The 16,322-nt window shown below is 64.9% G+C and carries 14 protein-coding genes; 13 read left to right on the plus strand and 1 reads right to left on the minus strand.

Annotation, left to right across the window (positions count from 1 at the left end):
* Positions 1–99 precede the first annotated feature (99 nt).
* The 10 genes from glmM (at position 100) to J2R76_RS33360 (ending at position 11,280) form a co-directional block, all read left to right on the plus strand.
* Positions 100–1,446, plus strand: coding sequence for a phosphoglucosamine mutase (gene glmM, locus J2R76_RS33315; RefSeq protein WP_016846677.1), 1,347 nt, complete (start codon positions 100–102; stop codon positions 1,444–1,446).
* A 305-nt stretch (positions 1,447–1,751) separates the two neighbouring features.
* On the plus strand, positions 1,752–3,002 hold the full coding sequence (locus tag J2R76_RS33320) for an MFS transporter (RefSeq protein ID WP_253625428.1): 1,251 nt from the start codon (positions 1,752–1,754) through the stop codon (positions 3,000–3,002).
* Between the two features lie 301 nt (positions 3,003–3,303).
* On the plus strand, positions 3,304–4,149 hold the full coding sequence (locus J2R76_RS33325; RefSeq protein ID WP_057017933.1) for an outer membrane protein: 846 nt from the start codon (positions 3,304–3,306) through the stop codon (positions 4,147–4,149).
* 201 nt (positions 4,150–4,350) lie between these two features.
* Positions 4,351–5,235, plus strand: a complete 885-nt coding sequence (locus J2R76_RS33330) for an outer membrane protein (protein WP_229190707.1) — start codon at positions 4,351–4,353, stop codon at positions 5,233–5,235.
* 82 nt (positions 5,236–5,317) lie between these two features.
* Positions 5,318–5,908, plus strand: a complete 591-nt coding sequence (locus J2R76_RS33335; protein ID WP_076829905.1) for a glutathione S-transferase family protein — start codon at positions 5,318–5,320, stop codon at positions 5,906–5,908.
* Between the two features lie 18 nt (positions 5,909–5,926).
* Positions 5,927–6,397, plus strand: coding sequence for a GNAT family N-acetyltransferase (locus J2R76_RS33340; RefSeq protein WP_076829907.1), 471 nt, complete (start codon positions 5,927–5,929; stop codon positions 6,395–6,397).
* A gap of 168 nt (positions 6,398–6,565) precedes the next feature.
* Positions 6,566–6,778 (plus strand): hypothetical protein, encoded by a 213-nt coding sequence (locus J2R76_RS33345; protein WP_050382779.1) that lies wholly within the window; start codon positions 6,566–6,568, stop codon positions 6,776–6,778.
* 78 nt (positions 6,779–6,856) lie between these two features.
* A complete protein-coding gene (locus J2R76_RS33350; protein ID WP_076829910.1) occupies positions 6,857–8,029 on the plus strand; it encodes a phosphoserine transaminase in 1,173 nt (390 codons plus the stop codon).
* Positions 8,030–8,257: 228 nt separating this feature from the next.
* Entirely contained in the window at positions 8,258–9,847 is a 1,590-nt protein-coding gene (gene serA, locus J2R76_RS33355; protein WP_076829913.1) for a phosphoglycerate dehydrogenase, read from the plus strand.
* A gap of 260 nt (positions 9,848–10,107) precedes the next feature.
* Positions 10,108–11,280: an acetyl-CoA C-acyltransferase gene (locus J2R76_RS33360; RefSeq protein WP_057017940.1), complete on the plus strand. Its 1,173-nt coding sequence runs from the start codon at positions 10,108–10,110 to the stop codon at positions 11,278–11,280.
* A gap of 73 nt (positions 11,281–11,353) precedes the next feature.
* On the opposite strand, the gene J2R76_RS33365 is transcribed toward J2R76_RS33360, so the two are convergent.
* Positions 11,354–11,812 (minus strand): MarR family winged helix-turn-helix transcriptional regulator, encoded by a 459-nt coding sequence (locus tag J2R76_RS33365; RefSeq protein ID WP_076830085.1) that lies wholly within the window; start codon positions 11,810–11,812, stop codon positions 11,354–11,356.
* 81 nt (positions 11,813–11,893) lie between these two features.
* Between J2R76_RS33365 and J2R76_RS33370 the strand changes: the two genes are divergently transcribed.
* The 3 genes from J2R76_RS33370 to J2R76_RS33380 all read left to right on the plus strand — a co-directional run bounded on the left by J2R76_RS33370 (position 11,894) and on the right by J2R76_RS33380 (position 16,188).
* The gene (locus J2R76_RS33370; RefSeq protein ID WP_253625429.1) at positions 11,894–13,327 is read left to right on the plus strand and encodes an MFS transporter; all 1,434 of its coding nucleotides are present in this window, start codon (positions 11,894–11,896) and stop codon (positions 13,325–13,327) included.
* Between the two features lie 181 nt (positions 13,328–13,508).
* Positions 13,509–15,182, plus strand: a complete 1,674-nt coding sequence (locus tag J2R76_RS33375) for a mucoidy inhibitor MuiA family protein (RefSeq protein WP_253625430.1) — start codon at positions 13,509–13,511, stop codon at positions 15,180–15,182.
* Between the two features lie 169 nt (positions 15,183–15,351).
* Entirely contained in the window at positions 15,352–16,188 is an 837-nt protein-coding gene (locus J2R76_RS33380) for an enoyl-CoA hydratase-related protein (protein ID WP_076829918.1), read from the plus strand.
* Positions 16,189–16,322 lie beyond the last annotated feature (134 nt).

Consider the following 16,322-nt stretch of genomic DNA (forward strand, 5'->3'; position numbering starts at 1 on the left):
TTTTAGCGCCTGGCAGTCTATAAGGCCGATGCACGCTAGACTGGTAGGCGTTCAGGACTCTCTCGCCGGGTGGTTCGAGAGGTCCGTCTTGGGGGTTACATGAGCCGCAAATATTTCGGGACCGATGGAATTCGGGGCCGCGCCAATGGGCTGATCACGCCGGAGCTCGCGCTCAAGGTGGGGCAGGCCGCAGGGTTGGTGTTTCAGCGTGGCGATCATCGCCATCGCGTCGTGATCGGCAAGGACACGCGGCTGTCCGGCTACATGATCGAATACGCCATGGTCGCGGGCTTCACCTCGGTCGGTATGGACGTGCTGCTGGTCGGCCCGATGCCGACCCCGGCGATCGCGATGCTCACCAAGTCGATGCGCGCCGATCTCGGCGTCATGATCTCGGCGTCGCATAATCTTTTCGAAGACAACGGCATCAAGCTGTTCGGCCCGCAGGGCTTCAAGCTGTCGGACGATGTCGAGAAGCAGATCGAGCAGCTGCTCGACGAATCGCTCGACCGCCGCCTGGCGCAGAGCGCGAGCCTCGGCCGCGCCCGCCGCATCGACGGCGTCCATGACCGCTACATCGAATTCGCCAAGCGCACGCTGCCGCGCGATCTCTCGCTCGACGGCCTGCGCGTCGTGGTCGATTGCGCCAATGGCGCCGCCTACAAGGTGGTGCCGGAAGCGCTGTGGGAGCTCGGCGCCGACGTGGTGCCGATCGGGGTCGAACCCGACGGCTTCAACATCAACAAGGAATGCGGCTCCACCTCGCCGGAAGCGCTGTCGCGGAAGGTGCGCGAGATGCGCGCCGACATCGGCATCGCGCTCGACGGCGATGCCGATCGCGTCATCCTGGTCGACGAGCGCGGCCACATCGTCGACGGCGACCAGCTGCTCGCGGTGATAGCGCAGAGCTGGAAGGAGGAGGGGCGCCTCGCCAAGCCCGGCATCGTCACGACCGTGATGTCCAATCTCGGGCTGGAGCGCTTCCTGCAGGGCCTCGGGCTGCAGATGGTCCGCACGCCGGTCGGCGACCGCTATGTGCTCGAGCAGATGCTGAGCGGCGGCTACAATCTCGGCGGCGAGCCGTCGGGCCATATCATCATGTCGGACTATTCGACGACCGGCGACGGTTTCGTCGCGGCACTGCAGGTGCTGGCCGTGGTGCAGAAGCTGCGCCGCCCGGTGTCGGAGATCTGCCGGCGTTTCGACCCGTTGCCGCAAATCCTGAAGAACGTGCGCTATCGCAGCGGCAAGCCGCTCGACGACGCCGAGGTCAAGTCCGCGATCACCGACGGCGAGAAGCGCCTCAACGGCCATGGCCGTCTGTTGATCCGCCCCTCCGGCACCGAGCCGGTGATCCGCGTGATGGGCGAGGGCGACGATCGTATCCTGGTGGAAGAGGTCGTCGACAACATCGTCAGCGCACTCGGCCACGCCGCCGCGGCTTAAGCCCCGTCCGGCCTCGTCAGCTCGTGATCCTGAGGAGCGCGCCCTTGCGCGCGTCTCGAAGGATGCACGGCCCATTGTCGCAATGTGGCGAGCGCCGGGCCGTGGACCCTTCGAGACGCGCGGAGCCTGTCATCGGGCCGCGCTTTGCGCGGACCCGTTGGCGCTCCTCAGGGTGACGGGGATAGAGTTTGGCCGCCGGCTGGCCACACAGCGCATCGCTGCCATCGGCTAACGCAACTGGTTTGCCTCACCTCCGCGTCGTACGACACGGAGGTATTTTTGCGAATCTGTCCGGGAATGCTGCATTGAACAAACCCGTCGTGAGCAAACAGGCGCTGGGCGAGCCGGTGCGGGTGCCGGAGTTGACGGCCGCGAAGGTCGCCGCCGCTGCGGGGCCGGCCTATGTCGTGCTTGCCGGCATCAGCTTCTCGCACTTCCTCAACGACACGATGCAGTCGCTGATCGCTTCGGTCTATCCGATCCTGAAGGACAATTACGCGCTCGACTTCGCGCAGATCGGCATGATCACGCTGGCGTTCCAGTTCACGGCGTCGCTGCTGCAGCCGCTGGTCGGGCATTTCACCGACAAGAAGGCGCAGCCGTTCTCGCTTGCGATCGGCATGGGCTTCACCTTTTTCGGTCTGTTGCTGCTCAGCGTTGCGCACACCTATGGGGTCATCCTGATTGCGGCTTCGCTGGTCGGCCTTGGCTCCGCGGTGTTCCACCCGGAATCGTCGCGCATCGCGCGGCTGGCGTCAGGCGGACGTTACGGTTTCGCGCAATCGGTGTTCCAGCTCGGCGGCAGTTTCGGCACCTCGATGGGGCCGGTGCTCGCAGCACTGATCGTGGTGCCGTTCGGTCAGCCCTCGATCGCCTGGTTCTCCTCGATCGCGTTCCTTGCCATCGTGATCCTCTGGCGCATCGGCGTCTGGTACAAACCGCAGATATCGGGCAAGAAGACGGCCGCCAGCGCGCGGCATCCCGACCATCCGGATCAGCGGCGCGTGAAGATCGCGCTCATCGTGCTGGTCGCGCTGCTGTTCTCCAAGCAGCTCTATGTCTCGAGCCTGTCGAGCTATTACATCTTCTATCTGATCGACCGGTTCGGCGTCTCGACGCAGGCGGCGCAGCTCTATCTGTTCGTCTTCCTTGCCGCCAACGCCGCGGGTGCGTTCATCGGCGGTCCGCTCGGCGACCGCTTCGGCCGCAAATACGTGATCTGGTTCTCGATCCTCGGCGCGCTGCCGTTCACGCTGGCGCTGCCCTATGCCGGCCTGTTCGCCAGCGCCGTGCTGACCGTGGTGATCGGTTTGATCATCTCGTCGGCGACGTCGGCGATCATCGTGTTCGCGCAGGAATTGATGCCGCATCGCTTCGGCATGATCTCTGGCGTGTTCTTCGGCGTCGCCTTCGGGATCGGCGGGCTCGGCGCCGCCGTGCTCGGCAAGCTCGCCGACCACACCTCGATCGCCTTCGTCTATCAGCTGTGCGCCTTCCTGCCGGCGATCGGCCTGCTCGCGGTGTTCCTGCCGAGGATGCCGCGGGCCGTGCGCTGAACGCCCGGCCGCGGACGCGACGCCCGCGTTAAGCATTCGCTAACACACCCGGCCCGCGTGCCTTGCGAACGGCGCGGATGCGTCAACGCTTCATTAGCACTTTTGGCGGGATCGCGATGTTTCGTCGCCAACCTGCGTCATTTATGGACCCATAAGCGACAGCCGCAGAGAAAGGTGAGAGAAAATCAACCTTAAAAATTAGGGTTAAGTGCCGCTTAAACATTTCCTGCCATCGTCCGGGCCGTGAGTTTCAGACGTGGGGCTTTCGTGTCGCCTCACTTGGCCCAAAAGGACGAAGCCAATGCGTAGCGTAAAGACCCTGATTGCCGCCGGTGCGGCATCTCTGTTGTCCTCGGCGGCGTTCGCCGCCGACATGCCCATCATGCCGCCACCTCCGATGGCGTATGCTCCTCCGCCGGTCCAGGATTTCGGCGGCTGGTATCTGCGCGGCGACATCGGCATGACCAACACCCAGGCCAAGCTGCACGTCAACGCCTACGACACACTGCCGGCCGGCACTGCCTTCAACCAGTATGGCCACGGCTTCGACGGCGGCGTGCTCTACGGCATCGGCGTCGGCTATCAGTTCAACAGCTGGTTCCGCGCCGACATCACCGGTGAGTATCGCTCGAAGGTGAGCTTCAACGGCACCGATTTCTTCACGTTCCCCGGGCCCAGCCCGCTGAGCGACGCCTATCATGGCGGCATCCAGAGCTGGGTTGGCCTCGTCAACGTCTACGCTGATCTCGGCACCTGGGGCTGTTTGACCCCGTTCATCGGTGCCGGTGTCGGTGCCGCGACGATCAAGACCTCGGCCTTCTCCGACGTCGCGACGTTCCCGAGCGGGTCGGGCCTCACCAGCTCCTTCATCGCCGATGGCGCCACCAAGACCAACTTCGCCTGGGCGCTGCATGCCGGTGTCGCCTACAAGGTCACCAACAACTTCACGGTTGAACTGGCCTATCGCTACCTCGACATGGGCACTGCCGCCCACGGCCAAGGTCACTTCTTCGACGGCACGCCGGCCGGTCCCTCGAGCTTCCAGTACCGCGACATCACCTCGCAGGACGTGAAGCTCGGCGTGCGCTTCAACTTGCCGTGCTGCGACGTGCCGCCGCCTCCGCCGCCGCTGATCCGCAAGGGTTAATTTCGGGCCTTCACGGTTAACGATTGCAACGGCGCGGGACCATCCCGCGCCGTTTTTCTTTGCCGCGTCATGTCGCGAACTTGCCGCGTCATGTCGCGCACTTCTGCAACTTGCATGCTCGAAAACGGGCGGCGACAACGATTGGTTAAGGTTAACAGGCGATGATCAGCGCGAAATCGGTGCGGTGGATGGAGCGTTGCAATGCGTAGGTTGGTGCTGGCGGCGATGATGATTGGAACGGTGACCGGCGCGCAGGCTGCCGACCTGCCGGACTTTCCGATCCTGCGCGGCTCCTATGTCGATGCACCGAGCAGGAGCGGGAACTGGGAAGGATGGTACGTCGGCGGCCAGATCGGCTATTCCTCCGGCGACATCGATTTCAGCCACGCGCCAAGCGCGATGACCTCCTTCATGCTGCGCGAGAGCGTTCTGGCCGACCCGGTTTCGGGTTGGGCCCTGCTGCCGAAGAACCATGCGCAGAGCAACGGGTTCGGCGCGTTCGTCGGCCGCAACTGGCAATGGGACGACGTCGTGCTCGGCGTCGAGGCCAACTACAATTACCTGAACGGCCTCGAAAGTTCGGCGGGCGACTCGATGACGCGGCAGATCGTGAATCCCAAGGGCGAGACTCCTCCGAGCGGGCACACCTACACCTACAACACCACGTTGTCGGGGAGCGCCGCCTTGCAGGTCAAGGACGTCACGACCTTCCGTGGACGCGCCGGATGGGCGGCAGGCAACTTCTTGCCTTACATGTTCGGCGGTGTTGCGGTGGGACGCATGTCCGTGTCGCGTTCGGCGACGGTGTCGTTTGACAAGTACGATGCCTGGGCCGAGACCCAGACGGTCGGCAACAACACCGTTACAATTCAGCATAACGACTACCTGGGCTCAGGCAGCGCCGCCCAGACGGAGCAGCGGGTGAACAACTATGCGGTCGGCTGGACCGCGGGCCTCGGGCTTGAATATTGCGTGGTCGGCGGGTTGTTTCTCCGCGGCGAGTGGGAATATGTGCGCTTCGCGGCGGTCAAGAATATCGCCGTCGACATGAACAGCTTCCGGGTCGGCGCCGGCTACAAGTTCTGATCGCCGCTGCCGTAGCCGGCGACGGTTGACAGACCGGGGAGCGACTGCTGCTCTGTCGCCACACGGTGCGGAGCGCGATCACATGAAAATCTACGGCGACGCCAATTCAGGCAACTGCCTGAAGGTGAAATGGGTGTGCGACAGGCTGGCGCTGCCGTACACATGGGTCGAGATCGACACCATGAAGGGCGGCAGCCGGACCGCGGAATTCCTCAAGCGAAACGGCTGGGGCCAAGTGCCGACGATGGAGCTGGATGACGGCCGCACGCTGGCACAATCCAACGCCATCATCCGCTATCTCGCGCGCGGCAGCGACCTGATCCCGAGCGATCCCTATCGCGCGGCGCAGATGGATGCCTGGATGTTCTGGGAGCAGAACAGCCACGAGCCTTATGTGGCCGTCTGCCGCTTTCAGGCCGTGTATCTCGGCAAGGCCATCTCGGAGATCGATCCGAACCTCGTCAAGCGCGGCTATGTCGCGCTCGATCATCTGGAGCGGCATCTTGCGGGGACGCAATTTTTGGTCGGAGACGCGTTCTCGCTCGCCGACGTCTCGCTGCTCGCCTATACGCGTGTCGCGGAGGATGGCGGCCTCGAGCTCGCGCGCTATCCCGTGATCCGTCGCTGGATCGCCGATGCCGAGCGCGTGCTCGCGCTGCCGCCGGTCCGCTGACCTCAGGTGAATGCCGCCATGACTGAAGCTTCATCCATCACGATCCGCCGCGCTCGCCGCGAAGACGTCGCCGCCATCGTCGGCATGCTTGCGGACGATCCGCTCGGCAGTGCGCGCGAGCGGATCGAGGATCCGCTGCCGCAAAGCTATTACGAGGCCTTCGCGCGGGTCGAGCGCGATCCCAATTTGCAGCTCGTCGTCGCCGTCGACGGGGACGGCGTCGTCGTCGGCTGTCTGCAACTCGCGGTTCTGCCGGGCATCAGCTCGCAAGGCGGCTCGCGCGGCCTGCTCGAGGACGTTCGCGTTGCAAAGCATTGCCGCAGCCGCGGCATCGGCGAGAAGCTCGTGCAGTGGGCAGTCATGGAGGCGCGCGCGCGAGGCTGCATGCTCGTCGAGTTGCTGACGCATCAGACGCGGGTCGATGCGCAGCGCTTCTATGAAAGGCTCGGGTTCGCGCGCAGCCATGTCGGGATGACGATTCGCTTTTGAAACGCGTGCAAGAAGTTGTGCCATCTACCAGGCAATACCTGCAGCAGCGGATAGTCTGCGATCCGGTTAACAGCCAATAAACTAAGCCGGTCTCTGTGATTTTACGGGTCGGAACGAGTCCGGTATGTCGGACGTCTCCCACGGGGCGGCGGGCAACTGGGGATTGGAATGTCGGATTATTCGATCGTGCGGGTCGGCAACGAATACATCGTGCAGGCCGGCGAGAAGCGCATTCTGAAAGTATCGAGCCGGCGCAGGGCAGTTAAGATCATGACTCTGGCGGCAGATTTGCTCGATCAGGAGACGATCCAGCAGGTCGAGGACGCCCCATCAATCAGCCGTGATGCCCGGATTGTTCCAGACGAGTCCGAACTTTCTTGACGTTTGGGTACCTTTCCACTATCCCCGACTGCGGGAAACCTCTCCCCACCGAGAGGCAGCTATCTGGAAGGGTAGATTATGACTGCAGCGAAGCCCGCTTCGCGGCCTGAAGTGCCGCATTTTTCCTCCGGCCCCTGTGCCAAGCGCCCCGGCTGGAACCCCAACAATCTCAAGGACGCTGCCCTCGGCCGCTCGCATCGCGCGAAAGTCGGCAAGCTCAAGCTCAAGCTCGCGATCGAACTGACGCGCGAGGTGCTTGAGGTGCCCGCCGATTACAAGATCGGCATCGTGCCGGCGTCGGACACCGGCGCGGTCGAGATGGCGCTGTGGTCGCTGCTCGGCGCGCGGCCCGTCACCACGCTCGCCTGGGAATCCTTCGGCGAGGGCTGGGTCAGCGATATCGTCAAGGAATTGAAGCTGAAGGACGTCACCAAGCTCAACGCGGCTTATGGTGAAATCCCCGATCTCTCCAAGGTCGATCCGAAGTCGGATATCGTCTTCACCTGGAACGGCACCACCTCGGGTGTGCGCGTGCCGAACGCTGACTGGATCAGCGCGGATCGCGAAGGCCTGACGATTTGCGACGCGACCTCGGCCGCCTTCGCGCAGCCGCTCGATTTCGCCAAGCTCGATGTCGTCACCTTCTCCTGGCAGAAGGCGCTCGGCGGTGAAGCCGCGCACGGGATGCTGATCCTGTCGCCGCGCGCGGTGGAACGGCTCGAGACCTACAAGCCGGCCTGGCCGCTGCCGAAGATCTTCCGCCTCACCAAGGGCGGCAAGCTCAACCAGGGCATCTTTGAAGGCGAGACCATCAACACGCCGTCGATGCTCTGCGTCGAGGACTATCTCGATGCGTTGAACTGGGCGAAGTCGATCGGCGGCCTGAAGGCGCTGATCGCCCGCGCCGATGCCAACACCAAGGCGCTCGCCGACTGGAAGGCGAAGACGCCGTGGATCGACTTCCTGGCCAAGGATCCCGCGATCCGCTCCAACACCTCGGTGTGCCTCAAGTTCACCGATCCCGCGATCACCTCGCTTCCATCGGACGCACAGGCCGACTTCTGCAAGAAGCTGGTCGCGCTGGTGGAGAAGGAGAACGCCGGCTTCGACTTCGCGTATTACCGCGATGCGCCGGCGGGTCTGCGGATCTGGTGCGGCGCCACCGTCGAGGCCAAGGATGTCGAGCTGCTGACGCAGTGGATCGACTGGGCGTTTGCCGAGACCAAGGCAGCGTTGCCCAAGGCGGCATAAGCTTTCTCTTGTCACCTCTTCCCGTTCTTGCGGGGAGAGGTCGGATTGCTCGGCAGCGCAATTGCGCGCCTGAGCGATCCGGGTGAGGGGCCCTTTCGGCTTGTTCCTCGCCCGTGGCTGCCGTCACCCCAACCCTCCCCCGCAAGAGCGGGAGAGGGAGAAGTGATCAGAGACTTCACCAGATCGGTCCAGGAGACCCGCCCGCGGCAGGGCAAAGGAACAATCGAGATGACAAAACCCAAAGTTCTGATTTCCGACGCGCTGTCTCCCGCCGCCGTCCAGATCTTCAAGGATCGCGGCGTCGAGGTCGACTTCCAGCCCAACCTCGGCAAGGACAAGGAAAAGCTCGCCGAGATCATCGGCAATTACGACGGCCTCGCGATCCGCTCGGCCACCAAGGCGACCGCCAAGCTCATCGAGAAGGCGACGAGGCTCAAGGTGATCGGCCGCGCCGGCATCGGCGTCGACAATGTCGAGATCCCGGCCGCGACCGCCAAGGGCATCATCGTGATGAATACGCCGTTCGGCAATTCGATCACGACCGCCGAGCACGCGATCACGCTGATGCTGGCGCTGGCGCGCGAGATTCCGCAGGCCGACGCCTCGACCCAGGCCGGCAAGTGGGAGAAGAACCGCTTCATGGGCGTCGAAATCACCGCCAAGACCATCGGCGTGATCGGCTGCGGCAATATCGGCACGATCGTCGCCGACCGCGCGCTCGGCCTGCGCATGAAGGTGATCGCGTTCGATCCGTTCCTGTCGCCGGAGCGCGCCAAGGACATCGGCGTCGAGAAGGTCGAGCTCGACGATCTCTTGAAGCGCGCCGACTTCATCACGCTGCATACGCCGCTGACCGAGAAGACCCGCAACGTGATCGATGCGGCCGCGATCGCCAAGATGAAGAAGGGCGTGCGCATCATCAACTGCGCGCGTGGCGGCCTGGTCGACGAGCAGGCGCTGGTCGACGCGCTGAATTCCAAGCATGTCGCGGGCGCCGCCTTCGACGTGTTCGTCGAGGAGCCGGCGACCTCGAACGTGCTGTTCGGCCATCCCAACGTGATCTGCACCCCGCATCTAGGCGCCTCCACCACCGAAGCGCAGGAAAACGTCGCGCTGCAGGTCGCCGAGCAGATGTCGGACTATCTGTTGTCGGGCGCGATTTCCAACGCGGTCAACTTCCCCTCGATCACCGCGGAAGAGGCGCCGAAGCTGAAGCCGTTCATCGAGCTCGCCGAGAAGCTCGGCTCGTTCGCCGGCCAGCTCACCGAGAGCGGCATCCTCAAGACTGAGATCACCTATGAGGGCCACGTCGCCGAGATGAAGATCAAGGCGATCACCTCGGCGGTGCTGTCGGGCCTGCTGCGGCCGATGCTGGGCGAGGTCAACGTGGTCTCGGCGCCGGTCGTCGCCAAGGAGCGCGGCATGGTGGTGGACGAGGTCGTCCGCGCCGCGCAGAGCGACTATGAAAGCCTGATCACGGTCACAGTCACCACCGAGCGTCAGGAGCGTTCGGTGTCCGGCACCGTCTACGCCGACGGCAAGCCGCGTCTCGTCGACATCAAGGGCATCCGTGTCGACGCCGAGTTCGGCAAGTCGATGATCTACGTGACCAACGAGGACAAGCCGGGCTTCATCGGCGCGTTCGCGAGCCTCTTGGGTGATGCGAAAATCAATATCGCGACCTTCCATCTCGGCCGCGTCAAGCAGGGCGGCGATGCCATTGCGCTGGTCGAGGTCGACGGCGCGGTGCCGGCGGAGCTGCTCGCCAAGGTACAGACACTGCCGCAGGTGAAGCAGGCCAAGGCACTGACGTTCTGAGCCGCTGACGTTTTAAAGGCGCTGGCGTTTCAAACGCTGTTTGAGCGGTCCTCGTCATCGCCCGGAACGCCCGGCATGACGGAAGGAAGATACCGCTCAAGCAGTCCATATTCCGATCTGCGGAACATGACGCCGTCTCCGGTCCCGGAGGCGGCGTTTGTCGTTCCGGGGCGTCCGGTATTGCTGTTGCGCCCGCCGAAAAATGTGTACGAACGGGCCACGACGCGCCACAATGACCGTCATCTCAGAGGGAGAAAACAATGCGTGAAGCCGTAATCGTTTCCTACGCGCGCACCGGCCTGGCAAAGTCCGGCCGTGGCGGATTCAACATCACCCCGCCGATGTCGCTCGCCGCGCACGCCATCAAGCACGCGGTCGACCGCGCCGGCGTCGACAAGGAATATGTCGAGGATTGCTATCTCGGCAATTGCGCGCATGGCGCGCCGAACATCGGCCGCCAGGCGGCGCTGCTCGCCGGCCTGCCGAAGTCGACCGCGGGCGTCTCCGTGAACCGCTTCTGCTCGTCGGGCCTGCAGACCATCGCGATGGCCGCCAACTCGATCCGTTCCGACGGCTCCGATTGCATCGTCGCCGGCGGCGTCGAGAGCATCTCGATTCCCGGCGGCGGCTCGCCGAAGGAATCGATCGATCCCGAGCTGCTCAAGACCGCGCCCGACATCTTCATGGCGATGATCGATACCGCCGACATCGTGGCCGAGCGCTACAAGCTCAGCCGCGAATACCAGGACGAGTATTCGCTGGAGTCGCAGCGCCGCATGGCCGCCGCGCAGCAGGCCAACAAGTTCAAGGACGAAATCGTCCCGATGAAGACGAAGATGAAGGTGGTCGACAAGGCGACCAAGGCCGAGTCGATCGTCGACTACGTGGTCGATCGCGACGAGTGCAACCGCCCCGAGACCACGCTGGAGGGCCTCGCCAAGCTCGAGCCGGTCAAGGGCCCGGGCAAGTTCATCACCGCCGGCAATGCCAGCCAGCTCTCCGATGGCGCCGCCGCCGTGGTGCTGATGGAGGCCAAGGACGCCGAGAAGCGCGGCCTCAATCCGCTCGGCCGCTTCGTGGCCTGGGCCTCGGCCGGCTGCGAGCCCGACGAGATGGGCATCGGTCCGGTGTTTGCGGTGCCGAAGCTGCTCAAGCGCCACGGCCTGAAGGTGGACGACATCGATCTCTGGGAGCTCAACGAGGCGTTCGCCAGCCAGTGCCTCTATTCGCGCGACCAGCTCGGCATCGATCCCGAGAAGTATAACGTCAATGGCGGTTCGATCGCGATCGGCCATCCCTTCGGCATGACCGGCGCCCGGCTCACCGGCCACCTGCTGCAGGAGGGCCGTCGCCGCAAGGCCAAGTGGGGCGTCGTGACCATGTGCATCGGCGGCGGCCAGGGCGGCGCCGGCCTGTTCGAGATCTACAGCTAAGCGCGATCGACACTGATCGTGTGCGAACGAGCGGCCCGGCGGCAACGCCGGGCCGCTTTTCATTTGGAGCCGGCTAGCTCGCCGGTGAGGTAAGCGCGCGCTCGTCAAACTCGAGCGAGGCAATCAGTTCGAGCGTCTGCCGGAGATCGGCGGCCTGCCTTGCGCCGAAGGCGGTCTCGAAGCGCTCCTGCGCCTTGAGCCATGCGGCCTGTGATTCCTCGAGCCTGGCTTCGCCGCGCTTGGTGAGCCGCACCAGCCGGCTGCGCCGGTCGCTCTTGTCGACGGTGATGGTCAACAGACCGTCGCGCTCGAGCGGCTTGAGGTTGTGGTTCAGCGCGGTGCGGTCGAGCACCAGGGCTGCGGCAAGCTCGCCCATCGTCGGCGCGCCCGACCGCCTGACATAGACCAGAATCGCCCGTTGCGTGCCGCGCAGGCCGGATGTCGCAAGGACCTGATCGTAGAGCTGCGACACCCGCCGCGTCGCCTTGCGCAACGCCGTGAGATTACACCGGCTGGGTTCCGTTTTCGCCATCGCTGCCTCCGAGGACTTGACAGATACATGCATATGCACCTAATGGCAATAGATGCATATGCACGTATTTCGGAGGGTGTGATGTCGGAGGTAGAGGCGGAGACCATCGATCTGGTCGTCGAACCTGATGCGCGGCCGCGGTCCTGCGTCGCCACCGCAACCCCGCGCCAGGTGCTTGCGATCGTGTCGGTCGGAATTTGCCTCGCCAATCTCGATCTGTTCATCGTCAATGTCGGGCTGTCGAACATCGCGCAGGAATTTCGCGCCGCCTCGCTTGAGGATTTGTCCTGGATCCTCAATGCCTACGCCATTGCCTACGCGGCGTTGCTGGTGTTCTTCGGCCGGCTCGCCGAACGCCACAGCCGCAATCTCAGCTTCCTGCTCGGCGTCGCGCTGTTCACGGCCGCGTCGGCGGCATGTGCGCTGGCCTCCAGTGTCGAGTTCCTGGTCGTCTCCCGCGTGGCGCAAGCGGCCGGTGCGGCATTGATGACGCCAACCTCGATCGGCCTGCTGCTGGCGTCGTTTCCGCCCGAGCAACGCGCCGGGGCGGTGCGCACCTGGACGGCGATCGGCGGCCTTGCCGCCGCACTGGGCCCGCTCGCGGGAGGCGTGCTGGTCACCTTCGACTGGCGCTGGATCTTCATCGTCAATGTCCCGATCGGCGTCGTCGCGCTGATCGTCGGCTGGCTGAAATTGCCCGAAGTGCCCGGTCACGACGTGCCGCGTCCGAGTTCATGGGCTGCGCTGCTGGTGACCTCCGGTATCGGTGCGCTGACATTTGCGATCGTGAAGGCGAACGATTGGGGATGGAGTTCGCGCGGCGTCGTGCTTGGCTTTGCCGTCGCGACCGTCTCGCTCGCGGCCTTCGCGTGGCATTGCCTCAGATCGAGGAATCCCTTCGTCGATCCTGCGCTGTTCGCGGTCAGGCCGTTCACCGGCGCGTCGTTGGTGATGGCGCCTTATTCGGCGGCCTTCGGCGCCATGCTGCTGTCCTGCGTCTTGTGGGAGCAGACGGTATGGGGCTGGTCGGCGTTGAAGACCGGCCTTGCGATCGCTCCCGGCCCGCTGATGGTGCCGATCACCTCGCTGCTGTTTGCCGGCCGGCCGATTGCGCGGTTTGGCGCCGCGGCCGTCGTCTCCGCCGGAATCCTGGTGTTCGCGGCCGGCCTCGCGATCTGGGCGACGCTGCTCGGGGCCGACCCGAATGCGCCTGCCGTCGTCGCGGGCGTGATGCTGATCGGTATCGGCGTCGGGCTGACCTTTCCGACCCTGATGGGCGTCGGCGCCGGCGCGCTGCCGCCGTCGTCGTTTGCCACCGGCTCCGGCGTCATCAACATGATCCGGCAGGCGGCACTGGCGATCGGCGTCGCGATCTTTGTGGCGATCCTTGCAACGCCGGTCTCGATGACCGAGCGGATCGCAGCGTTTCAGCGCGGCTGGTGGATCATGATCGCGATCACCTTGGCCGGCTTCGTGCCGAATTATCTGTTCATCCGGCGCAAGGCAGATCGCTAACGCCCGAAAGACATCGCCGCGCCATGCGGCAGCCGCGGCGGCGCCATCGTCGCGCCGCAGGGAAACCTCAATCGAACCAGTCCCTTCCTCGCTGCGTCTCACCACGAGAAACGGCGCGCAGTCGAGCCCGGCGCGCCGTTCGTCTCGCGCGCGATGCGGCGTTTTTTTCTGGAGGGATGTCATGTGTAGGATTGCGAATTATCTTGTGACCACCAGCCTGGTGCTGGCGGGTGCGCTGGTTGCCGGGCCGCTGCAAGCGGCCAATCTCGATGCGGCCTCGCAGGTCGATGCCGTGACCGTCTATCCCGATGGCGCGAGCGTCACCCGCGTCATCACGCTGGATCTGCCTGCCGGCGACAACACCCTCATCGCCAGGGATTTCCCGATCGGGCTCGATCCGTCCTCGCTGCGGGTCGAAGGCGAGGGCGGAGCGAAGCTCACGATAGGCGCGATCGACACCAAGCTGCCGGGGCCGCTGCTGCCGCAAAATCTCTCCGAGATCGACAAGCGCATCGAGGCGCTGAACGATCAGCGCGCCGATTTGCAGGGACTGATCAGCGCGGCCGAGGCGCGGCGCAAATTTGCCGAGCGGTTTGCCGAGGCGTCACCCGCGGGCCTCGGCGAAAAGGGCGAGGCGCGTCCGCTCAGCGAGTGGCGCGCGGCGTTCTCGGCGGTGGCCGACGAGGTCGCAACCGCCGACAGCGCGATCCGTGACGCCGAGCGCAAGATCCGCGTGATCGACCGCGATCTTGCGCAGCTCGCAGCCGATCGCACCAGCAAGCCGCCGAGCAAGGTCGAGGTGCGGATCGATGTCGCCTCGCAGGCGGCGACCAAGGCGACCTTGCGGGTCACCTATGCGGTTCCCAACGCGCGCTGGACGCCGCTCTATGACGCCCGGCTCGACACCGGCGCCAAAGACCGCAAGCCCGCGATCGAACTGGTCCGCCGCGCCGAGATCACCCAGTCGACCGGCGAGGACTGGTCGAGCGTGGCGCTCGTCGTCTCCACCGTGCGGGTCGCGCGCGGCGGCAATGCGCCCGACCTCCGCTCGCTGATCGTGCAATATCCGCAGCCGCCGCGGCCGCTGGCGAAGCTTTCGGGAGAGGCCAGCATGCGGTCGCGCGAGGCGCTGGCACCCGCGCCGGCCGCCGACGCGGTTCAGCAATTCCGCTTTGGTGGGGGACGCATGGACGAACTGGAAGCCACCGCCGAGGTCGGCGCCTTCCAGGCCACCTTCAAGATTCCCGGCCGCGTCAGCGTTGCCGCCAATGAGGGCGCGAAGAGCCTGCGCATCTCGACGGCGACCATCACCCCCGATCTCGCGGTTCGCGCCGTTCCGGTGATCGACCCGACCGCGTTCCTGGAAGCGAGCTTCGTGCAGGCCGACGATGCGCCGTTGCTGCCGGGGCAAATCTCGATCTACCGCGACGGTATCTTTGTCGGCCGCAGCCGGATGGCCACCGCCGCCAAGGACGAGACCGTGCGGCTCGGCTTCGGCGCCGACGACAAGGTCAAGATCGAACGCACGGTGGTGAAGCGCAACGAGGGCTCCGCCGGCCTGATCGTGACCACGTCGAAGACCGACGAGCGCGCCTTCAAGACCACGGTGCGCAACGGCCACGACTTCCCGATCAAGGTCGCGATCCAGGATCAGCTCCCGGTCAGCGAGAACGACGATATCGTGGTGGAGATGCTGCCGTCGTCGACGCCTGCCACGACCACCAATCTGCGCGACAAGCGCGGCGTGCTGGAATGGGCGTTCGAGGCCAAGGCCGGTGATATCAGGGACATCAATTTCGCCTGGCGGATGCGCTGGCCCAAGGACAAGGGCGTCGTGATGGTGCCGGCGGGCTAGAGCCCGTGCCGGGGCTCTAGCGTTGTTGCTTGACGCGTTTTCTTCACACGAACCGGAACCCACTTCGCTTGAAAACGCTTTGAGGACCTGCGTCATCTGCCGATGACAACCCTCCCGATCTCGGGCATCACTTTGCCAAAGGCAACAAAGCCTGAGATCGGGAGGATCCATGAGCTACCAGCACATCATCGTCGATGATCCGCGTCCGCGCGTCCGCCGCATCACGCTGAACCGACCCGAGAAGCGCAACGCGCTGAACAATCGCCTGCGCGGCGAGATCTTCGAGGTGCTGGAGCAGGCCGACCGCGATCCCGAAATTTCGATCTCGATCCTGCGCGGCGCCGGACCCTGCTTCTCGGCGGGCTACGATCTCTCCGCCGACAACCGCGTCGACCAGCCCTATCATTCGGCATCCGGCCCCGGCCAGTGGTCGCGCCATGTCGTCGAGGGCTGGTTCTCGATCTGGGATCTCGCAAAGCCCGTGATCGCGCAGGTGCACGGCTATTGCCTCGCCGGTGGCACCGAGCTCGCGACCGCCTGCGACGTGGTTTATGTCGCCGACGACGCCCAGATCGGCTATCCGCCGGTGCGGCTGATGAGCCCGCCCGACATGCAGTATCACCCGTGGCTGGTCGGCATGCGCCGCGCGATGGAATTGATGCTGACGGGCGACGCGATGTCCGGCCGCGAGGCCGCCGAATGGGGCTATGCGACCCGGTCGTTTCCGCTCACCGAACTGGAGGCGAAGACGCTGGATTTCGCCGAGCGCGCGGCGAAGGTGCCGATCGAGCTTCAGCAGCTCAACAAGCGTAGCGTCCACCGCGCGATGGAAATCATGGGTGCCCGCGCCGCGATGCGGGCCGGCACCGAGATCCAGGCGCTGGCCTTCACCACCGAGGCCAGCAAGGCCTACATGGCAGGCTTCCGCCGCGACGGCGGCAGCGTGAAGGCCCAGCTCGACCAGCGCGACACGACGTTCGGAGATTACCGGACGAAGAAGGAGTGACGATCACGCAAGCCGCGCGCTGAGCTGTATCACCGTCACCCTGAGGAGGCCGCAAAGCGGCCGTCTCGAAGGGCGGCAGCCCGGCTCTCCGCGCGGCTGCATCGGGGGCCGTGCATCCTTCGAGGCTCACCCAG

It is taken from the genome of Bradyrhizobium sp. USDA 4532 (genome assembly GCF_024171315.1).
Classification (GTDB): Bacteria; Pseudomonadota; Alphaproteobacteria; order Rhizobiales; family Xanthobacteraceae; genus Bradyrhizobium; species Bradyrhizobium australafricanum.